General features: G+C 64.3%; 17 protein-coding genes. 5 read left to right on the forward strand and 12 right to left on the reverse strand.

The window, feature by feature from the left end; all coding sequences use genetic code 11:
- Entirely contained in the window at positions 1-906 is a 906-nt protein-coding gene (gene lgt, locus FVF58_RS19790; RefSeq protein ID WP_149671562.1) for a prolipoprotein diacylglyceryl transferase, read from the reverse strand.
- 131 nt (positions 907-1,037) lie between these two features.
- Positions 1,038-2,027 carry a LysR family transcriptional regulator gene (locus FVF58_RS19795; protein WP_149671563.1) on the reverse strand — a complete coding sequence of 330 codons (990 nt, stop codon included), beginning with the start codon at positions 2,025-2,027 and terminating at the stop codon, positions 1,038-1,040.
- A 181-nt stretch (positions 2,028-2,208) separates the two neighbouring features.
- On the opposite strand from FVF58_RS19795, the gene ilvD reads away from it, so the two are divergent.
- Together ilvD and FVF58_RS19805 are read left to right on the forward strand one after the other, a co-directional pair.
- Positions 2,209-3,882 (forward strand): dihydroxy-acid dehydratase, encoded by a 1,674-nt coding sequence (gene ilvD, locus FVF58_RS19800; RefSeq protein ID WP_149671564.1) that lies wholly within the window; start codon positions 2,209-2,211, stop codon positions 3,880-3,882.
- A 123-nt stretch (positions 3,883-4,005) separates the two neighbouring features.
- Positions 4,006-4,344, forward strand: coding sequence for a c-type cytochrome (locus tag FVF58_RS19805; protein ID WP_149671565.1), 339 nt, complete (start codon positions 4,006-4,008; stop codon positions 4,342-4,344).
- Positions 4,345-4,404: 60 nt separating this feature from the next.
- Here FVF58_RS19805 and FVF58_RS19810 read toward each other — a convergent pair whose 3' ends face one another.
- From FVF58_RS19810 to FVF58_RS19820, 3 genes are all read right to left on the reverse strand, one after another.
- Positions 4,405-5,109: a DUF2486 family protein gene (locus FVF58_RS19810; protein ID WP_149671566.1), complete on the reverse strand. Its 705-nt coding sequence runs from the start codon at positions 5,107-5,109 to the stop codon at positions 4,405-4,407.
- Between the two features lie 108 nt (positions 5,110-5,217).
- The gene (locus FVF58_RS19815) at positions 5,218-5,634 is read right to left on the reverse strand and encodes a DNA polymerase III subunit chi (protein ID WP_149671567.1); all 417 of its coding nucleotides are present in this window, start codon (positions 5,632-5,634) and stop codon (positions 5,218-5,220) included.
- A gap of 70 nt (positions 5,635-5,704) precedes the next feature.
- Positions 5,705-7,231 (reverse strand): leucyl aminopeptidase, encoded by a 1,527-nt coding sequence (locus tag FVF58_RS19820; protein ID WP_149671568.1) that lies wholly within the window; start codon positions 7,229-7,231, stop codon positions 5,705-5,707.
- Positions 7,232-7,368: 137 nt separating this feature from the next.
- Here FVF58_RS19820 and lptF point away from each other — a divergent pair, with 137 nt between their 5' ends.
- Genes lptF through FVF58_RS19835 form a run of 3 tightly spaced genes read left to right on the forward strand, consistent with a single transcriptional unit; the run spans position 7,369 to position 10,010 of the window.
- Positions 7,369-8,466: an LPS export ABC transporter permease LptF gene (gene lptF, locus FVF58_RS19825; protein WP_149671569.1), complete on the forward strand. Its 1,098-nt coding sequence runs from the start codon at positions 7,369-7,371 to the stop codon at positions 8,464-8,466.
- Between the two features lie 3 nt (positions 8,467-8,469).
- Positions 8,470-9,618, forward strand: a complete 1,149-nt coding sequence (gene lptG / locus FVF58_RS19830) for an LPS export ABC transporter permease LptG (protein WP_149671570.1) — start codon at positions 8,470-8,472, stop codon at positions 9,616-9,618.
- An 11-nt stretch (positions 9,619-9,629) separates the two neighbouring features.
- Positions 9,630-10,010 carry a sirohydrochlorin chelatase gene (locus FVF58_RS19835; protein WP_149671571.1) on the forward strand — a complete coding sequence of 127 codons (381 nt, stop codon included), beginning with the start codon at positions 9,630-9,632 and terminating at the stop codon, positions 10,008-10,010.
- A 54-nt stretch (positions 10,011-10,064) separates the two neighbouring features.
- Here the strand turns inward: FVF58_RS19835 and FVF58_RS19840 are convergent, their stop codons facing one another.
- From FVF58_RS19840 to FVF58_RS19870, 7 genes are all read right to left on the reverse strand, one after another.
- On the reverse strand, positions 10,065-11,240 hold the full coding sequence (locus FVF58_RS19840; protein WP_149671572.1) for a GGDEF domain-containing protein: 1,176 nt from the start codon (positions 11,238-11,240) through the stop codon (positions 10,065-10,067).
- A 197-nt stretch (positions 11,241-11,437) separates the two neighbouring features.
- Positions 11,438-12,193, reverse strand: coding sequence for a uroporphyrinogen-III C-methyltransferase (gene cobA / locus FVF58_RS19845; RefSeq protein ID WP_149671573.1), 756 nt, complete (start codon positions 12,191-12,193; stop codon positions 11,438-11,440).
- Between the two features lie 65 nt (positions 12,194-12,258).
- Positions 12,259-13,575, reverse strand: a complete 1,317-nt coding sequence (locus FVF58_RS19850) for a sulfate adenylyltransferase subunit 1 (protein ID WP_149671574.1) — start codon at positions 13,573-13,575, stop codon at positions 12,259-12,261.
- A 22-nt stretch (positions 13,576-13,597) separates the two neighbouring features.
- Positions 13,598-14,560 carry a sulfate adenylyltransferase subunit CysD gene (cysD, locus tag FVF58_RS19855; protein ID WP_149671575.1) on the reverse strand — a complete coding sequence of 321 codons (963 nt, stop codon included), beginning with the start codon at positions 14,558-14,560 and terminating at the stop codon, positions 13,598-13,600.
- A 112-nt stretch (positions 14,561-14,672) separates the two neighbouring features.
- Positions 14,673-15,419, reverse strand: coding sequence for a phosphoadenylyl-sulfate reductase (locus FVF58_RS19860; protein WP_149671576.1), 747 nt, complete (start codon positions 15,417-15,419; stop codon positions 14,673-14,675).
- Entirely contained in the window at positions 15,416-15,961 is a 546-nt protein-coding gene (locus FVF58_RS19865; protein WP_149671577.1) for a DUF934 domain-containing protein, read from the reverse strand. Before FVF58_RS19865 ends, FVF58_RS19860 begins: the two co-directional genes overlap by 4 nt.
- Positions 15,962-15,983: 22 nt before the next feature.
- Entirely contained in the window at positions 15,984-17,663 is a 1,680-nt protein-coding gene (locus tag FVF58_RS19870) for a nitrite/sulfite reductase (protein WP_149671578.1), read from the reverse strand.
- Between the last annotated feature and the right edge of the window lie 94 nt (positions 17,664-17,757).

Raw genomic sequence — 17,757 nt, forward strand, 5'->3', positions numbered from 1 at the left:
TCAGCTCGCGCTGACCGCTTGCGCCGGTTCGCGGCGCGCACGGCGATACGACCACACCAGCATGCCGATGCCCGCGAGAATCATTGGCAGCGACAGCCATTGGCCCATCGAAAGGCCCATCGCCAGCAGGCCGAGGAAGTCGTCCGGCTCGCGCGCGAATTCGACCGTGAAGCGCGCGAGGCCGTAGCCGATCAGGAACACCGCCGAAATCGCGCCCAGCGGCTTGGGCTTGCGCGAAAAGAAGAACAGCACGAAAAACAGCGCGACGCCTTCGAGCGCAATCTCGTACAGCTCCGACGGATGCCGCGGCAGCATGCGATATTGCGCGAACACGTCATTCAGATGCCATTGCGCGGCCAGTTGCGGATGCGCGGCGAGCCACGCGGCGTCGTCGGGCGCGGCACCGGGAAACAGCATCGCCCACGGCGCGGACGGATCGGTCACACGGCCCCACAATTCGCCGTTGATGAAATTGCCCAGGCGCCCCGCCGCGAGCCCGGTGGGCACCATCGGCGCGACGAAGTCGGTGACCTGCAGCCACGAGCGTTTGCGCTGATACGCGAACAGCACCATTGCGAGCGTCACGCCGAGGAAGCCGCCGTGAAACGACATGCCGCCCTCCCACACCTTGAAGATGTCGAGCGGATGCGCGAAATAAAAACTCGCCTTGTAGAACAGCACATAGCCGAGCCGGCCGCCGAGTATCGTGCCGAGCACGCCGTAGAACAGCATGTCGTCGATGTCCTTGACGGTCCAGCCTTGCGCGGCGACGTACGGCAAACGCAGCCGCAGCCGGCCGACGACGATCGCCGCGACGAACGCGACGAGGTACATCAGTCCATACCAGCGCACGGCGAGCGGCCCCAGATGAATGGCAATGGGGTCGAAATTGGGGTGAATGAGCATCGGGTTGTTATGGGCAGTTCAGGTTCAGAAGCGGAGTTGTCCAATGAATTGTCCGGGGGCGGCCTGTGGCGCGCGCCCGTTCGGCGCATGCATTTGACGGTGCGACCCGCAATGCGTTCGCGGCGGCGCCGCTAGACACGCGGCGCGACGGACTGCGCGTCGCCGGTGGCGGCGTGCGAGCGCACGATGTCGATGAAACCGGCCAGCACCGGACTCACCTCGTCCGTGCGCCAGACCAGCCCCGTCTCGATCGCGGGCACCGACTCGGACAGCGGCCGGTACACGACGCCCGTGCGGCGCAGATTACGCAACGATTGCGGCACCAGTGCGACGCCCATGCCGGCCGATACGAGGCTCACGATGGTTTGCATCTGGATCGCCTCCTGGCCGACCCGGGGTGCGAGGCCCGCCACGCCGTAGCAATCCATAATGATGTCATAAAAGCCCGGCGCCAGACGTCTGGGGAAGATCACGAGCGGAGCGTCGGCGACATCGCGCAGGCTGACCGGCGTGTCCAGCCACTCGGCGCGCGGGTCGCAGCCGCGGTCGGCACCGGCGGCGCTGGTCACGCGCGCGGCCATGTCCGCCGACATCGCGATCACCAGCGGCTCGCGCGCGATTGGCAGCCACGCGAGCTGCGCGCTGTAGCGCGACGGCAGCGGCGCGATCGCGAGGCCGGCGTCGATGCGGCCGGCCATCAGTTCGCCTACCTGCACGTCGCTGGTGGCCTCGGTCAGTTCGAGCCGCACACGCGGATGACGCGTGCCGAAATCGCGCAGCAGGGGCGGCAACAAGCCGTAGTCCGCCGTGGACACGAACGCCAGCGACAATACGCCCGCCTCGCCGCGCGCGAGGCTCTGCGCGAGCGGCCGCAGACCCTCGGCCCTCGCCAGCAGGCGCTCGACCTCGGGCAGCAGATCGGCGCCGACCGGCGTGAGTTCGACCGACCGCTTGGTGCGCGCGAACAACGCCACGCCGAGCGTCTCTTCCAGCGCGCGGATGGCTTGCGACAAAGGCGGCTGCGTCATCGACAGGCGCGCGGCCGCGCGTCCGAAGTGCTTCTCTTCGGCGACGGTGACGAAATAGCGCAACTGGCGCAGGTCAGGCGTGGCAGGCAGCATGATTAATACATTTTACGACCTAATCGCGGGTGAATAATATATTGGACACACGCTTCGCAAAACTCCATCCTTGCGCAACGAGCCGGAACTACACTGAACTGACGCGCTGACGAGTCCGCGCAGCCCATGCATGGCGGCCAGCCCGCGGCCCAGCTCAAAACAAGACAGATTGGAGATCCCCATGGCATACAACCGTCGTTCGAAGAACATCACGCAAGGTGTGGCGCGTTCGCCGAACCGCTCGATGTACTACGCGCTTGGCTACCAGAAGGAAGATTTCGACAAGCCGATGATCGGCATCGCCAACGGCCACTCGACCATCACGCCCTGCAACGCCGGCCTGCAGCGGCTGGCCGACGCCGCCGTCGTCGCGGTCAAGCGCGCTGACGCCAATCCGCAGATCTTCGGCACGCCGACGATCTCGGATGGCATGTCGATGGGCACCGAAGGCATGAAGTACTCGCTGGTGTCGCGCGAAGTGATCGCCGATTGCATCGAGACCTGCGTGCAAGGCCAATGGATGGACGGCGTGGTCGTGATCGGCGGTTGCGACAAGAACATGCCGGGCGGCATGATCGGCCTCGCGCGCATGAACGTGCCGGGCATCTACGTGTACGGCGGCACGATCCGGCCGGGCAACTGGAAAGGCGCCGACCTGACCATCGTGTCGTCGTTCGAAGCGGTCGGCGAATTCACGGCGGGCCGGATGTCGCAGGAAGATTTCGAAGGCATCGAAAGGAACGCGTGCCCGTCCACGGGTTCGTGCGGCGGCATGTACACCGCCAACACGATGAGCTCGTCGTTCGAGGCGCTCGGCATGTCGCTGCTGTATTCGTCGACGATGGCCAATCCGGACGAGGAGAAGGTCGACTCGGCCGCCGAATCGGCGCGCGTGCTGGTCGAAGCGGTCAAGCAGGACCTGAAGCCGCGCGACATCATCACGAAGAAGTCGATCGAAAACGCCGTGGCGCTGATCATGGCCACCGGCGGCTCGACCAATGCCGTGCTGCACTATCTGGCGATCGCGCACGCGGCCGAAGTGGAGTGGACCATCGACGACTTCGAGCGCATGCGCAAGAAAGTGCCCGTGATCTGCAACCTGAAGCCGTCGGGCCAGTACGTGGCGACCGATCTGCACAAGGCAGGCGGCATCCCGCAAGTCATGAAGATCCTGCTCGACGCGGGCCTGCTGCACGGCGAATGCATCACCATCACCGGCAAGACGCTCGCCGAAGAGTTGAAGGACGTGCCAAGCAAGCCGCGCGCCGATCAGAAAGTGATCTTTCCGATCGACCAGGCGCTGTACGACGAAGGCCATCTCGCAATCCTGAAGGGCAACCTGGCCGAGGACGGCGCGGTCGCCAAGATCACCGGCCTGAAGAACCCGGTGATCACCGGGCCGGCCCGCGTGTTCGACGACGAGCAAAGCGCCATGGAGGCGATTCTGGCCGACAGAATCGTCGCCGGCGACGTGGTGGTGCTGCGCTACCTCGGCCCGAAGGGCGGGCCCGGCATGCCGGAAATGCTCGCGCCGACTTCGGCGATCATCGGCAAGGGTCTCGGCGAAAGCGTCGGCCTGATCACCGACGGCCGCTTCTCGGGCGGCACGTGGGGCATGGTGGTCGGCCACGTCGCGCCGGAAGCGTTCGCGGGCGGCACGATCGCGCTCGTGCAGGAAGGCGATTCGATCACGATCGACGCGCACAAGCTGCTGCTGCAACTGAACGTCGACGACGCCGAACTGCAGCGCCGCCGTGCCACCTGGCAGCAACCGCAGCCGCGCTACACGCGCGGCGTGATGGCGAAGTACTTCGCGCTGGCGCTGCCGGCGAACAAGGGCGCGGTGACGGGCTGAGCGCGCCAGGCAAGGTACGTAAAAGCGCCTAGGAGCACGAAGGGGCGCACGGGAAACCGTGCGCCCCTTTCCTTCTATAATGCTCGCACCACGAGTCGGGCCCCTGCACCGACGGAGACCACAATGAATTCGATGTCGTATGCGGCGCTCGCAGCCGTGATGCTGGGCGCCCTATTGAGCGCCGGCAGTCGCGCCGCGCATGCCGAGGCCTCCGCCGGCCTCGCGCTGGCCCAGCAGCAGAACTGCATGAGTTGCCATTCGGTCACCCGCTCCTTCATGGGACCGGCGCTGCACGAGGTCGCGGCGAGATATGCCGGACGCGAAGACGCCGCGCTTTATCTGAAGCACAAGATTCTGGACGGCAGCACGGGCGTATGGGGTCCGGTGCCGATGCCCGCGAATACGCAGCTCACACCCGATCAGGCGGCCGCGCTGGCGGCCTGGGTGTTGACCCTCAAATGAAACGGGCGCCTCGCTGAAGGCGCCCGCCGCAGGCGTCCATCAGGACGCCGCCTCACACGATCAGCCGCGGCCCGGGCGCCGCGCAAGCTCCTCTTCCACCGCTTCGCGCACCCAGCCGGTCATTTCGCTTTCGAGCGTCAGCGCCACTTCGCGCGTGATCTGGCTGACGAGCGTGGTGGTGTGTTCCTGCAACGCATCGCGGCAATGCGTTTCGACGATGCCGCGCCCTTCGCCCGTGAGGAAACCGGCGAAGCGTCTGCGCAGACGTTCCGCGATCGCATCGGCGTCGAGATCCGGCTGCAACAGCGCTGAGGTTTCCGTGTCGCGCGCGATATCCGGCGGCACGGTGGCGCCCGCTTCGAGCGGAGCTGCCGGTTCGGTGCGATCGAAGACGCCCGCCAGGCCAGGCGCGACATCCGGGGCCGTCAGCGGCTCCGGCGCGACTGCGTGCGCGGGTCCGGGCTGGGTTCCGTGAGCGTCGTCGTGAGCGGGCGTGGGCGACAGAACGGGCTCAGGCGAGCGCAGCTCTTGCGGCGCAAGCACAGGCTGCGGTGCCAGCACGGGCTCCGCATCCGCTGGCAGACGAGGTTCGTCCGCATGCGCCGGCGGCGGCGAGAACACCGGTTCGGTCTTGAATCCAGGTTCGCGCAGCGCGTCGGGTCCGGCTGCCGGTTGGCTCTCCGGCGCCGGATGTGCCGGGGCCGCGCGGCCGGGGACGAGAATCTCGTGCAGAACCGGAATCGAGTTATCGTTGGTATCGGACACGTGCACTCTCCGTGTGTGAGTCGAAGCCGAAGCAGGCAGCCCGCGCGCCGCATCCGTCAGTCAGACGACGGACCCGACGCACACGACCCGCTCCAGGGGGAATGAAGCCTAGCTGCCTTGCTTGTAGTTGTTCAAAGCATAGCCGCGATCGCGATAGAAGCGATAACGCTCGCGACCGGCAATCAGCTCGTCGTGTGTGTTACCGACCACTTCCAGCAATCTTTCGAAACGCGCGAATTGCGCGGGCACCGTCGCGCCGAGATTGAGCAGCACCTGGTGATGCGGCACGTCGTCGAGGTTCGTGGCCAGCACGATCGGCGTTTGCGCGGCGAGCGGCGTGCCCGCCATGCAGTGCGGCACGAAGTCGAGCGGCGAGAAGGTCCACAACTGCTCGTCGAAGGCCTGCAGGCGTGCGGGCTCGGCCAGCACGATGGTCGGCTGGCCCGCCAGATACGCCTTGCGGATCAGGCGGCACGCATACAGCAGCGAGTCGCCGACGTTCGAGTGAAAATCGATTCTCGTCATCGGCGGCTCCGCGCTGCTGCCGTCGCCGCGCTTACCAGGGTTGCTGCGCCCGCGGGCTTACTGCAATGCGTCATTGCGCGGCGCGACCGTCCGCGGCGCGGTCGATCAGGAACTGCGCGAGCAACGGCACCGGACGGCCGGTGGCGCCCTTCGCCGCGCCGCTTTTCCACGCGGTGCCGGCGATATCCAGATGCGCCCACGGGTACGTGTCGGTGAAGCGCGACAGGAAGCACGCCGCCGTCACGCTGCCCGCCGGACGGCCGCCAATGTTGGCGACATCCGCGAAGTTCGACTTCAGCTGGTCCTGGTACTCGTCGTCGAGCGGCAGGCGCCAGGCCGGGTCGGACGCTTCGCGCGACGCGTCGAGCAACTCGCCCGCCAGCGCGTCGTCTTTCGAGAACAGCCCGCTGTTGTGATGACCGAGCGCGATGATGCACGCGCCCGTGAGCGTGGCGATGTCGATCACCGCAGCCGGCTTGAAGCGCTCGGCGTAAGTGAGCGCGTCGCACAGGATCAGGCGGCCTTCGGCGTCCGTGTTCAGCACTTCGATCGTCAGGCCCTTCATGCTGGTGACGATGTCGCCCGGCTTGGTGGCGGTGCCCGACGGCATGTTCTCCACCGCCGGGATGATGCCGACCACGTTGATTTTCAGGCCCATTTCGGCGACCGCCCGCAACGTGCCCAGCACCGAACCGGCACCGCACATGTCGTACTTCATCTCGTCCATGCCTTCGCCCGGCTTCAGCGAGATGCCGCCCGTGTCGAACGTGACGCCCTTGCCGACCAGCACCACCGGCGCGGCCTTCGCGGCGCCGCCCTGGTACTGCAGCACGATGAACTGCGCGGGTTCGACCGCGCCGGCCGTGACCGACAGGAACGAGCCCATCTTGAGCGCCTCGCACTGCTTCTCGCCGAGCACCTCGACCTTCAGCTTCCAGTCTTTGGCGAGCTTCTTCGCGGTGTTGGCGAGGTGGGTCGGCGTGCAGACGTTGCTCGGCAGGTTGCCGAGGTCGCGCGTGAGGTCCATGCCGTTGGCAAGCGCCGCGCCCTGCTTGGCGGCCAGCTTGGCGGCCTTCTCGTCGCCGGTGTCGACGCTGAAGACGATGCGCTTCAACGCGCGCGCCGAGTTGTCCGGCTTGCTCTTCATCTGCGTGAACTTGTAGGTCAGCTCGCGCAGCGCGAGGATCGCGGCGCGCACGCCCCAATCGGCCGAGCGTTCGAGCACCGGCAGCTGGGCCATCGTGAACGTGACCTGAACGATTTTGGTGCCGAGCAGCGCGCGCCAGGCGGCCCGCACGGCGTCGCCGTAAGCTTTCTGACTGAAGGCGTCCTGCTTGCCGAGACCGACCAGCAGCACGCGCGACGCGCCGATGCCCGACACTTCGTGCAGGAACAGCGTGGTGCCGGCCTTGCCGTCCATGTCGCCGGCCTTGATGATGCGCGTCAGCAGCCCCTTGGTGGCCGCGTCGATCTCTAGCGCGGCGCCCGAGAGCGTTTGCGACTCGAACACACCGATAACGATGCAATCGGATTTCCCGGTCAGGAAACCGTTTGACGAGCCTTTGGTCCAATCACAGGCTTTTATGCTAAAGTCCATCGCGCTTGTCCTCGGATAAAATCTGGGCTTAGGATGAAAGCCGCAATTATCCGCTATTTTTCCCGCGGCGGCTGCACCGGAGGCGTGACGGGAAGCAACCCGCACATCGCCGAGAGCGCCCCCTCTCGTCATCAATAATGATCTTCGAACGCTCCCTCCAGCGCGAACTCGCGTATACGGCTGGTGCCGTGTTCATGGTTCTCCTCACGCTCGTGCTGACCACGATGATGATCCGTATCGTCGGCTTCGCGGCCTCGGGCGAGATCGACCCGCGCGACGTGCTGGTCCTGATCGGCCTGACCGTGATCGGCTATCTGGCGATCATGCTCGTCGCGACGCTGTTCGTGTCGATCCTGTTCGTCCTCACGCGCTGGTACAAAGACTCCGAGATGGTCGTGTGGCTGTCCTCGGGTGTCAGCCTGACACGGTTCATCAAGCCGATCGGCATTTTTGCCACGCCGATCATCATTCTCATCATGTTCTTCGTGTTCGTCGGCTGGCCGTGGTCGAACCAGCAGAGCAAGCTGATCCGCGCGCGCTTCCAGCAGCGCGACGAGGTCTCGCTGCTCGCGCCCGGCCAGTTCCGCGAGTCGCCCACCACCCACCGGGTGTTCTTCATCGAGAAGATGTCGCCCGACCAGGGACGCGTGGAGAACGTGTTCGTGACCAGCACGGAAGGCGGCAAGGTCAACGTGGTGGTGTCGAAGTACGGCCATATCGAGACGCGCAAGAACGGCGACCGCTTCGTCGTGCTGGAAAACGGCCGCCGCTATGACGGCGAGCCCGGGCACCCCGACTTCCGAATCATGGAGTTCGAGCGCTACGGCGTGAAGATCCAGAGCCAGCCGGTCGTCAATACGCCGACCACCACCGGCACGCCCACGCTCACGTTGCTGCGCAACCCCACCAACGAAAACCTCGCCGAATTCGCATGGCGCGCGGGACTGCCGCTGATCGCGATCAACCTGATGCTGCTCGCCATTCCGCTCGCGCACCAGAATCCGCGCCGCAGCCGCACCATCAATCTGGTGATGGCCGTGCTGATCTATCTGACGTATTCAAATCTGCTGAACGTGGTGCAGTCGTGGATCGAGCAGGGAAAGATGTCGTTCGGCGTGGGGCTCGTGATCCTGCACGTCATCGTGGCGGCGATCGTCGCGTTCATCTTCTGGATGCGCGTGCGCAACCGTCCGCTGTTCACGCGGGCAATGTTCAGCCGTTCGCAGGGAGCCTGATCGATGCGCATCTATGAGCGCTATTTCGCGCGTCAGATCTATCTAACGTTCATCTTCATTCTGTTTGCGTTTTCAGGTCTGTTCTTCTTCTTCGACCTGATCAACGAACTGAATTCGGTCGGCCACGGCAACTATAAGTTCCAGTACGCGGTGCTGCGCGTCGCGTTGCAAACGCCGTCGCGCTTCTACGAAATCATTCCGGTCGCCGCGTTGATCAGCGCGATCTACGTGTTCGCGCAGATGGCGGCGAACTCCGAGTACACGATCTTCCGCGTCTCCGGCCTCGCCACCAATCGGTCGTTGCGCTCGCTGCTCAAGATCGGCATTCCGCTCGTGTTCCTCACGTATCTGATCGGCGAAGTGGTCGGCCCGTACACGGATCAACTGTCGGAGCGCGTGCGGCTCGAGGCGCTGGGTTCGTCGGTGTCGAGCAACTTCCAGTCAGGCGTGTGGGTGAAGGACACGCTGACCGCGCGCGCGGACGGCGAGCAGGTGACGCGTTTCGTGAACGTCGGCGAGTTGAATCCCGACGCGACGATCGCCCATGTACGCATTTACGAGTTCGATTCGAAGTTCCGGCTGTCGAACGTGCGCACCGCGGAAAGCGGCCGGTATCAGCCGCCGGGCCATTGGCAACTGACGGGCGTGACCGATACGCAACTGCTCGACGTCCCCCCTCCTCCGGGCACGCCAGCCGATGCACTGAATCCGGTGTATCGCGCCAAGCAGGTGTCGTTGCCGGAGTATTCGCTGCGCTCGGAACTGACGCCGCAGATTCTGTCGGTGCTGCTGGTGTCGCCGGACCGGATGTCGATGTTCAATCTGTTCCGCTACATCCAGCATTTGACCGAGAATCACCAGGACACGCAGCGCTATGAAATCGCGCTGTGGCGCAAGCTGCTGTATCCGTTCGCGGTGTTCGTGATGCTGGTGTTGTCGCTGCCGTTCGCGTATCTGCATACGCGGGCTGGCGTGGTCGGCGTGAAGGTGTTCGGCGGGATCATGCTGGGGATGAGTTTCCAGCTGTTCAATACGCTGTTCTCGCATATCGGCACGTTGAATACGTGGCCCGCGCCGTTGACCGCGGCGACGCCGGGGTTGGTGTATCTGGTGCTCGGACTGGTCGGGCTGAAGTGGGTTGACCGCCATTAGGAGCGGATGTCATGGCAACGCACGGGCTGGTTCTGTTTGGGCATGGCGCGAGGGACGTGCGCTGGCGCGAGCCGTTCGAGCGGCTCGCGGAGAAGCTCGAGGCCGTGCGTGCGACGGGCGATGCGGCCGGGCCGGTGACGTTGGCGTTTCTCGAGTTGATGAAGCCGGATCTGCCCACTGCGGTGGGTGGGCTTGTTGTTCAGGGCTGCGATGTGATTACCGTCGTGCCGGTGTTTTTCGGGCAAGGCGGGCATATCAGGAAGGATTTGCCTGATGCGATCGAGCGGTGTCGCGCGCTGCACGCGGGCGTCGAGATCAGGTGCGCGGTTGCGGTCGGAGAGGATGAAGCGGTTCTCGATGCGGTCGCGCAGTATTGCTTGCGGCAGGTTTGATTCCTGTTGTCTTTTCTCAGGCTGTGGCTTTGACAGACGTGGTCTGCCACTTCGTCAGCAGGCGGCCGCGGAGCGTGTGGCGGTCTGCGCCGATTCAAGCCGGTTACCACCAAGCGATTTCGCGCGATATAACGCCTGGTCGGCGGCTGCCAGCAGGTCGGCAAGAGCGGGCGCTTCGCTTTCGGACTGGGCGAGGCCAACGCTGACCGTGGCCTGTATCGCCACTCCGTCCACCCTGTGAGCGATCGTCCGGGCGAAACGCGTGACGACGTTTTCGCCCACTTCTTTGCCGCGCGGACCATCATGGTCTGGCAACAAAGCCGCGAACTCTTCTCCGCCGATGCGGGCGACCAGCGCTTGCGGCCCCACCACGCTCCGCACGACTTCCGCAAACGACTTCAGGACCTCGTCCCCAGTCTTGTGACCGTAGCGATCGTTGATCGATTTGAAGTGGTCGAGGTCGAACGTGAGCAGTGAAATGGGCCGGCGGCCTGCCCTGTCGCGGATGACCTGCGCGCCCTCTTCAAAGAACCACCTGCGATTGCCGAGATGGGTCAGATAATCCGTTTGAGATTCCTGCAAAAGCTGGCCGTGAGTTTCCTCGCGAATTAACCGCAGCAACGTCATCGGCAGAATGACCGAATACAGGACGCCCTCGTACATCGTGATCTTGCCGGCGATCGACAGCATGTCCGGCCCATACACGCTCACCAGCCAAGGCAGGATGAATGCCCGGAACGCATAAAAGAGCGCATGGATGCCTGTCACCCACACGACGATGTGCCGGGATTGCACCCACTTCATCCCGTCGCTTCGCAGCAGCTCGCGGGACGTCATGCCGGAGACCAGTGCGATGGGTATCGTGCTGACATAGTTCCAGACGGTATCCTGCCAGCGCGCGCCCAGCACCCACGTCAGCGCCAGCAGGAGCAGCAGGCCTATCGAACCCGCACGGTATTGCCGGCCGCTCAAGGATGCGACGCCGTGCAGGACCAGAAGATATCCGCCGACGATGATGAGATTGCTAATGGCGGCGCCCGACGCACCGGGCAGCACGCTACGCAATGTCGCTGCCGCACAGCCGATGGCAAGCGTCGCGTATCCCGCGGCCAGTATTCTCAATTCCCTGCTGCGCTTGGGATGAACGCGATGCTCCCAGAACGTCATGCCGGCGCTGGCAAGCAGAGTTCCGATCGAAAGGAAGTAGAGGGTGAGAAGGTCGACGTGCATTGCTGGCGTAAGGGCTCTACGCCGGTATATAAGGGCGGCGTTGCATTTTACGCTGAAAAATATGACAGCATGATCGCGGACGGAGTTCGGCGGTCACGCCGTCGCGCGAACTCCCAGAACCGCGGGAACACTTATGGGAAAGGAAACCGGCGCAGCGGAAACACGATCTCAACCACCGCGCAGGCAACAACAAAAACTCAGGCGGCCACCAACATCCCGTCCGCCGAACGGACCACCTGGAGCTGCCGGGCAGCGAACGCCTCACCGATCATCAGCAAGCTAGGCTGCGAAGCATCGACCCAGCGCTGCGCGTCGCCCGCGGCAAGCTCCTCGAGCGTGAGCGTGAGCATGCGCTCGCGTTCCGTGCTGCAAGCCTCGACAATCGCCACCGGTGTGGAAACGGGCTTGCCGGCGTCGATCAACTGCTGCGCAATCTCAACGCCACTATCGCGGCCCATATAAAACACCAGCGAATCCGCGTTCACCTGCTCGCGAATCTCTTCAGAGCCGGGCGCACGGCTGAACGTAGCCAGCGCCACGCTGCGCGATACGCCCCGCAGCGTCAACGAACGCTTCAGCGAAGCCGCGCTCGCAAGCGCTGCGGTAATCCCGGGCACGACCTCATACTCGATGCCCGCCGCTTCCAGCGCCCGCATTTCCTCATCGGCGCGGCCGAACAGCATCGGGTCGCCGCCCTTCAGACGCACCACCACATCGTGTTCCAGAGCGGCATCCACGATCTGCTTGTTGATGAACTGCTGCGCGGTCGAGAGTTGACCGCAGCGCTTGCCCACCGCAATGCGCCGTGCGTGCGCCGGCGCATAGTCGAGCATGGCCGGCTCGACCAGCGCGTCGTGCAGCACCACGTCGGCGGCGGCGAGGAGCCGTGCGCCACGCACCGTAATCAGATCCGCGGCACCCGGCCCCGCGCCGATCAGATAAACCTTACCCATTTGCATCAACCTGTTGGTTAGGGCGTCAGCGCCGCGCAGCCACGCCGCACGCCCCATCGCCCGTTTTACGCCGAAAACGCCCGGATCATCCCGGCCGCGACGGTGTGGTGCGTCGCCTCGTCGATCAGCACGAATGCGCCCGTGCCCGGATGCGAGTCGTACACGTCGCACACCAGCGGCTTTTGCAACGTCAACGCAACGCGGCCGATGTCGTTCATCGCGAGTTCCTTGCGATCGGTCGCCTGCGACAGCGTATGCACGTCGAGCACTTCCCTGATCGCACCGATGCGCGCGAACACCGTGTTGGTAGTCTGCTTCAGCAGATACTTGCGCTGCGTCGACAGCGGCGTGTCGTCGAACCAGCACAGGTCCGCTTCGAGCTTCTTCGCCGGCTCCGGCGCCGCTTCACGCAGCACGAAGGTGTCGCCGCGCGACACGTCGACGTCTTCCGCGAGACGGATCGTCACGGTCTGACCCGCGAACGCGCGGTCCACCGCGGCCGTGCCGCCCACCACCGGCGCGATGATTTCAGCAACCGTCGCTTCGCGATTGGCCGGCAGCACGACGATCGTGTCGCCGAGCTTCACTTCGCCGGCTTCGACGCGTCCCATATAGCCGCGGAAATCGTCGGCCTGGCTGCCATCCTGGCGCGCCACCCATTGCACCGGGAAACGCAGCGCCTGGCCGGTCGGAATCTCGACCGGCAGCGCTTCGAGCAGGTCCAGCAGCGGCTCGCCCGCGTACCACGGCATGCTCTCGCTCGCCGTCACGATGTTGTCGCCCTTGAGCGCCGACACCGGCACGAAACGCACGTCGGTCAGACCCAGCTGACGCGCGAGTTCGACATACGCATCGCGAATCTCGTCGAAACGCGCTTCGCTGTATTCGACCAGATCCATCTTGTTGATCGCGACAATCACGTGCTGCAAGCCGAGCAGCTTGACGATCGCGCTATGACGCTTGGTTTGCGGCAGCAGTTGCGCGACGCCGTCGACGAACGTCACGCGCGTCGCGTCGACCAGGATGATCGCCGCGTGCGCGGTCGACGCGCCCGTCACCATGTTGCGCGTGTACTGCTCGTGGCCCGGCGTGTCGGCGATGATGAACTTGCGCTTGGCCGTGGCGAAGTAGCGGTACGCGACGTCGATCGTGATGCCCTGCTCGCGTTCGGCTTCGAGGCCGTCGGTCAGCAGCGACAGATCGATTTCGTCGCCGACGGTGCGCTTGTTCTTCGCACGCGACAGCGCCGAGAGCTGGTCGCTCAAGACTGCCTTGCTGTCGTACAGCAGGCGGCCGATCAACGTGCTCTTGCCGTCGTCGACGCTGCCTGCAGTAATGAAACGCAGCACGCCGAGGTCTTCTGGTTGATGAATACTGCTCATGGTTGCATTACCCTCGTTGTGCTTAGAAATAACCTTGCTTCTTACGCTGTTCCATCGCGGCTTCGGAGACCTGATCGTCCATCCGCGTCGCGCCGCGCTCCGTGATTTCGGTCACGGCCGTTTCAGCAATGATCTTCTCGAGATCGTCCGCATCGCTTTCCACCGGGCACGTGCAGCTGATGTCGCCGACGGTGCGGAAACGCACCAGCGCGCTTTCGCTGACTTCGCCTTCACGCATCGGCGTGAGCGGCGTGACCGGCACGAGCAGCCCGTTGCGGCGCACGATCTCGCGTTGATGCGCGTAGTAGATCGACGGCAGTTCGAGCTGTTCGCGGGCGATGTACTGCCACACATCGAGTTCGGTCCAGTTCGAGATCGGGAACACGCGCAGGTGTTCGCCGTTGTGCAGACGCGCGTTGTACAGGCTCCACAGTTCCGGGCGTTGCGCTTTCGGGTCCCATTGGCCGAACTCGTCGCGGAACGAGAAGATGCGCTCTTTCGCACGGGCCTTCTCTTCGTCGCGGCGCGCGCCGCCGATCAGTGCGGTGTAGCCGTGCTGTTCGATGGTTTCGAGCAGCGTCACGGCTTGCGCGGCGTTGCGCGAATCCGTTTCGCGGCGCAGACGCACGGTGCCGCGCTTGATCGAATCTTCGACGTGGCCCACCACCAGCTCCGCGCCAATCTCTTGCGCGCGGCGATCGCGGAAGTCGATCACTTCGTCGTAGTTATGGCCGGTATCGATATGCACGAGCGGGAACGGGAGCACGGTCTTGCGATTCGCGCCGATGCCGAAGGCCTTCAGCGCGAGGTGCAGCACCACCACCGAATCCTTGCCGCCCGAGAACAACAGCGCGGGCTTGCTGCATTCGGCGACCAGTTCGCGCAGGATGTGAATCGACTCGGCTTCGAGCCAGTCGAGGTGATCCATACGGTTCGCCGTGTTGGTAAGCGGAGCGTTCACAGTGGAATCGAGCGTGGTGCTCATGTTGGGTCCTTCGTTGATTGGCCCGGCAAGCGATTGCTCGCCTGAGCACAAATATTCAAATCGGTATCGGCGGCGCTCAGACCGGGAGCCAGGCTCCCAGTGTAGCGAGATATCAGACTGAAGCGTTTTCGCTGCGATCGACCGCAATCGGGGTAATCGTCGTGATGTGCAGTCCGCATTCCTTCGTATCGCGCGACTCCCACCACCAGCGCCCTGCCCGGCTATCCTCACCGGGACGGATCGCGCGCGTACACGGCTCGCAGCCGATGCTCGGATAACCGCGCGCATGCAGCGGATTGACCGGCACGTCGAACGCTTTCAGGTAATCCCACACCTCGGCCTCGGTCCAGTCCGTCAGCGGATTGAACTTGGCGATGTTGCGCGCGGCGTCGTGCTCTTCCGCGTGCAGTTCGGCACGCGTCACCGACTGCTCGCGGCGCTGGCCCGTCACCCATGCGCTGACATCCGACAGCGCGCGGTTCAACGGCTCGACCTTGCGGATCTCGCAGCAGCGCTTGCGCAGATCGACGCTCTCGTAGAACGCGTTCAGACCGTGCGAGCCGACGTATTCCTCGACCGCCGCAGCCTGCGGGTGGAACTGTTCGATCTCGTAGTCATAGCGCTCTTTCACGCGCTCGAGCATGCCGAGCGTTTCCGCATGCAAGCGGCCCGTGTTCAGCGAGAAGATGCCGATCTTCACGCCGCGCGACAGGATGGCGTGCGTGAGCAGCATGTCTTCCGCGGCGAGGCTGCTGGCGAGCTTCACGTTCGCGTGATGCGCGGCGATCGAGTCGAGCAGCGCGTAGAGGCGCTCGACCTTCGCCGCGAGTTCCGGCGTGAGCGATTGAGCGCCGCTCATGCCGGGACCTTGTCCGTGGCTACGGCAGCCGCGCGGCGGCGGAACAGCGGCGACGGGTTGTCCACCGCGCCCTGGTATTGCACGCTGAATTCGTCGAACGCCTTGAGCGCGTCGTCGAAGTCCTTGTCCGCGCGCAGCGCATACGAATCGAAGCCGCAACGGAACATGAACGTCAACTGGTCGCGCAGCACGTCGCCGATCGAGCGCAGTTCTCCCTTGTAGCCATAACGCTCGCGCAACAGGCGGCCGATGCTATAGCCACGGCCGTCGCGGAACACCGGGAAGTCCACGGCGATCAGCGCGAGCTTGTCGAAGTCAGCGACGATATCCGCCGGTTCGCTGTCCGGCGCGAGCCACACGCCAATCTCTGCCGCACTGCGCGAAGCGCTCAAAGCGTCACGTGCCGCTTGCCACAGCGCGAGCGGCACCAGCACCTTGCCGGCCGGCAACTCGTTCACCGCGGGCAGCGAGCCGTCTTCCGCCGGACGCACAACGGTCCAGTCATCGTTGACGATTGCGCGGTTCTTGATGATAGAAGCCATCTGTTCAGTATCCTTTTCGCGGTTACGCGTGAGCCGGTTGACGCGAGGCGTACACACGTTCCTTGAACGGGGTGATGCCGATGCGGTTGTACGTTTCGATGAAGCGCTCGCCTTCCTGGCGGTTCTCCACGAAGGTGTCGATCACCTTGCTCATCACGTCCGGCATTTCTTCCGCCGAGAACGACGGGCCGATCACGCGGCCGAGGTGCGCGCCGGTGGCGCCCGTACCCTGCTCGCCGCCGAGCGTGACCTGGTACCACTCCGAGCCGTCCTTGTCGACGCCCAGGATGCCGATGTTGCCGACGTGGTGGTGACCGCACGCGTTGATGCAGCCCGAGATGTTCAGCGACACGTCGCCGAGGTCGTACACGTAGTCGAGATCGCTGAAGCGTTCCTGGATCGCGAGCGCGATCGGAATCGACTTCGCATTCGCGAGCGAGCAGAAATCGCCGCCCGGGCACGCGATGATGTCGGTCAGCAAGCCGATGTTCGGCGTCGCGAAACCTTGTGCCTTGGCCTTTTCCCACAGTGCGAACAGGTCGCGTTTCTTGACGTTGGCGAGAATCAGGTTCTGTTCGTGCGACACGCGGATTTCGCCGAACGAATACTCGTCGGCCCAATCGGCAACCGCTTCCATTTGCGTGTCGGTGGCGTCGCCCGGAGCGATGGTGGTCGGCTTCAGCGACAGCGTCACCGACGCGTAGCCCGACACCTTGTGCGGCCGCACGTTACGCTCGACCCAGCGCGCAAACGCACGGCTTTCCAGCAGATGGTTTTCGAACGAAGCGTCCGTGTCCGGCAGCTTGTCGTACACGGGCGGCTGGAAGTACTGGACCACGCGATCCACTTCCGCCTGCGTGAGCGTCGACGGGCCGTCCTTCAGGTGCTGCCACTCTTCTTCGACCTGCGCCGAGAACTTCTCCGGGCTCAATGCCTTCACGAGAATCTTGATGCGCGCCTTGTACATGTTGTCGCGGCGGCCGTAGCGGTTGTACACGCGCAGCACGGCTTCGCAGTACGTCAGCAGATGCTGCCACGGCAGATCGCGACGGATCACCGCGCCGATGATCGGCGTGCGGCCCATGCCGCCGCCGGCGAGGATGTCGGCCACCAGTTCGCCCTGCTCGTTCTTGCGCAGATACACGCCCATGTCGTGAATCTGCACGGCCGCGCGGTCTTCCTTCGAACCCGACACGGCGATCTTGAACTTGCGCGGCAGCCACGCGAATTCCGGGTGGAACGTCGACCACTGACGGAGGATTTCCGCCCACGGACGCGGATCGACCACTTCGTCCGGCGCCACGCCGGCGAACTGGTCAGCGGTGATGTTGCGGATGCAGTTGCCCGAGGTCTGGATGCCGTGCATCTGCACGGCGGCGAGCTTGCGCAGGATTTCCGGCGTTTCTTCGAGCTTGATCCAGTTGTACTGGATGTTCGAGCGCGTCGAGAAATGGCCGTAGCCGCGATCGTGTTCCCGCGCGATCTGCGCGAGCACGCGCATCTGGTCGCTGCGCAGGTTGCCGTACGGAATCGCAATGCGGTGCATGTACGCATGGCGCTGGTAGTACAGGCCGTTCTGCAGACGCAGCGGACGAAACTCCTCTTCGCTCAATTCGCCCGACAAGCGGCGGCGAACCTGATCGGCGTATTGCGCGACCCGTTCATCGACGATGGTCTGGTCGTACTGATCGTATTGGTACATTCGGGACCCCAATTTTTTGGCTGATACACGGCGGTCCGGTTCCGCCGCGCATTGAACATCTGTCTTGGTCAGCAACCGCAAACGAGCGTTTAGA

This window comes from Paraburkholderia panacisoli (assembly GCF_008369935.1).
Lineage (GTDB): Bacteria > Pseudomonadota > Gammaproteobacteria > Burkholderiales > Burkholderiaceae > Paraburkholderia > Paraburkholderia panacisoli.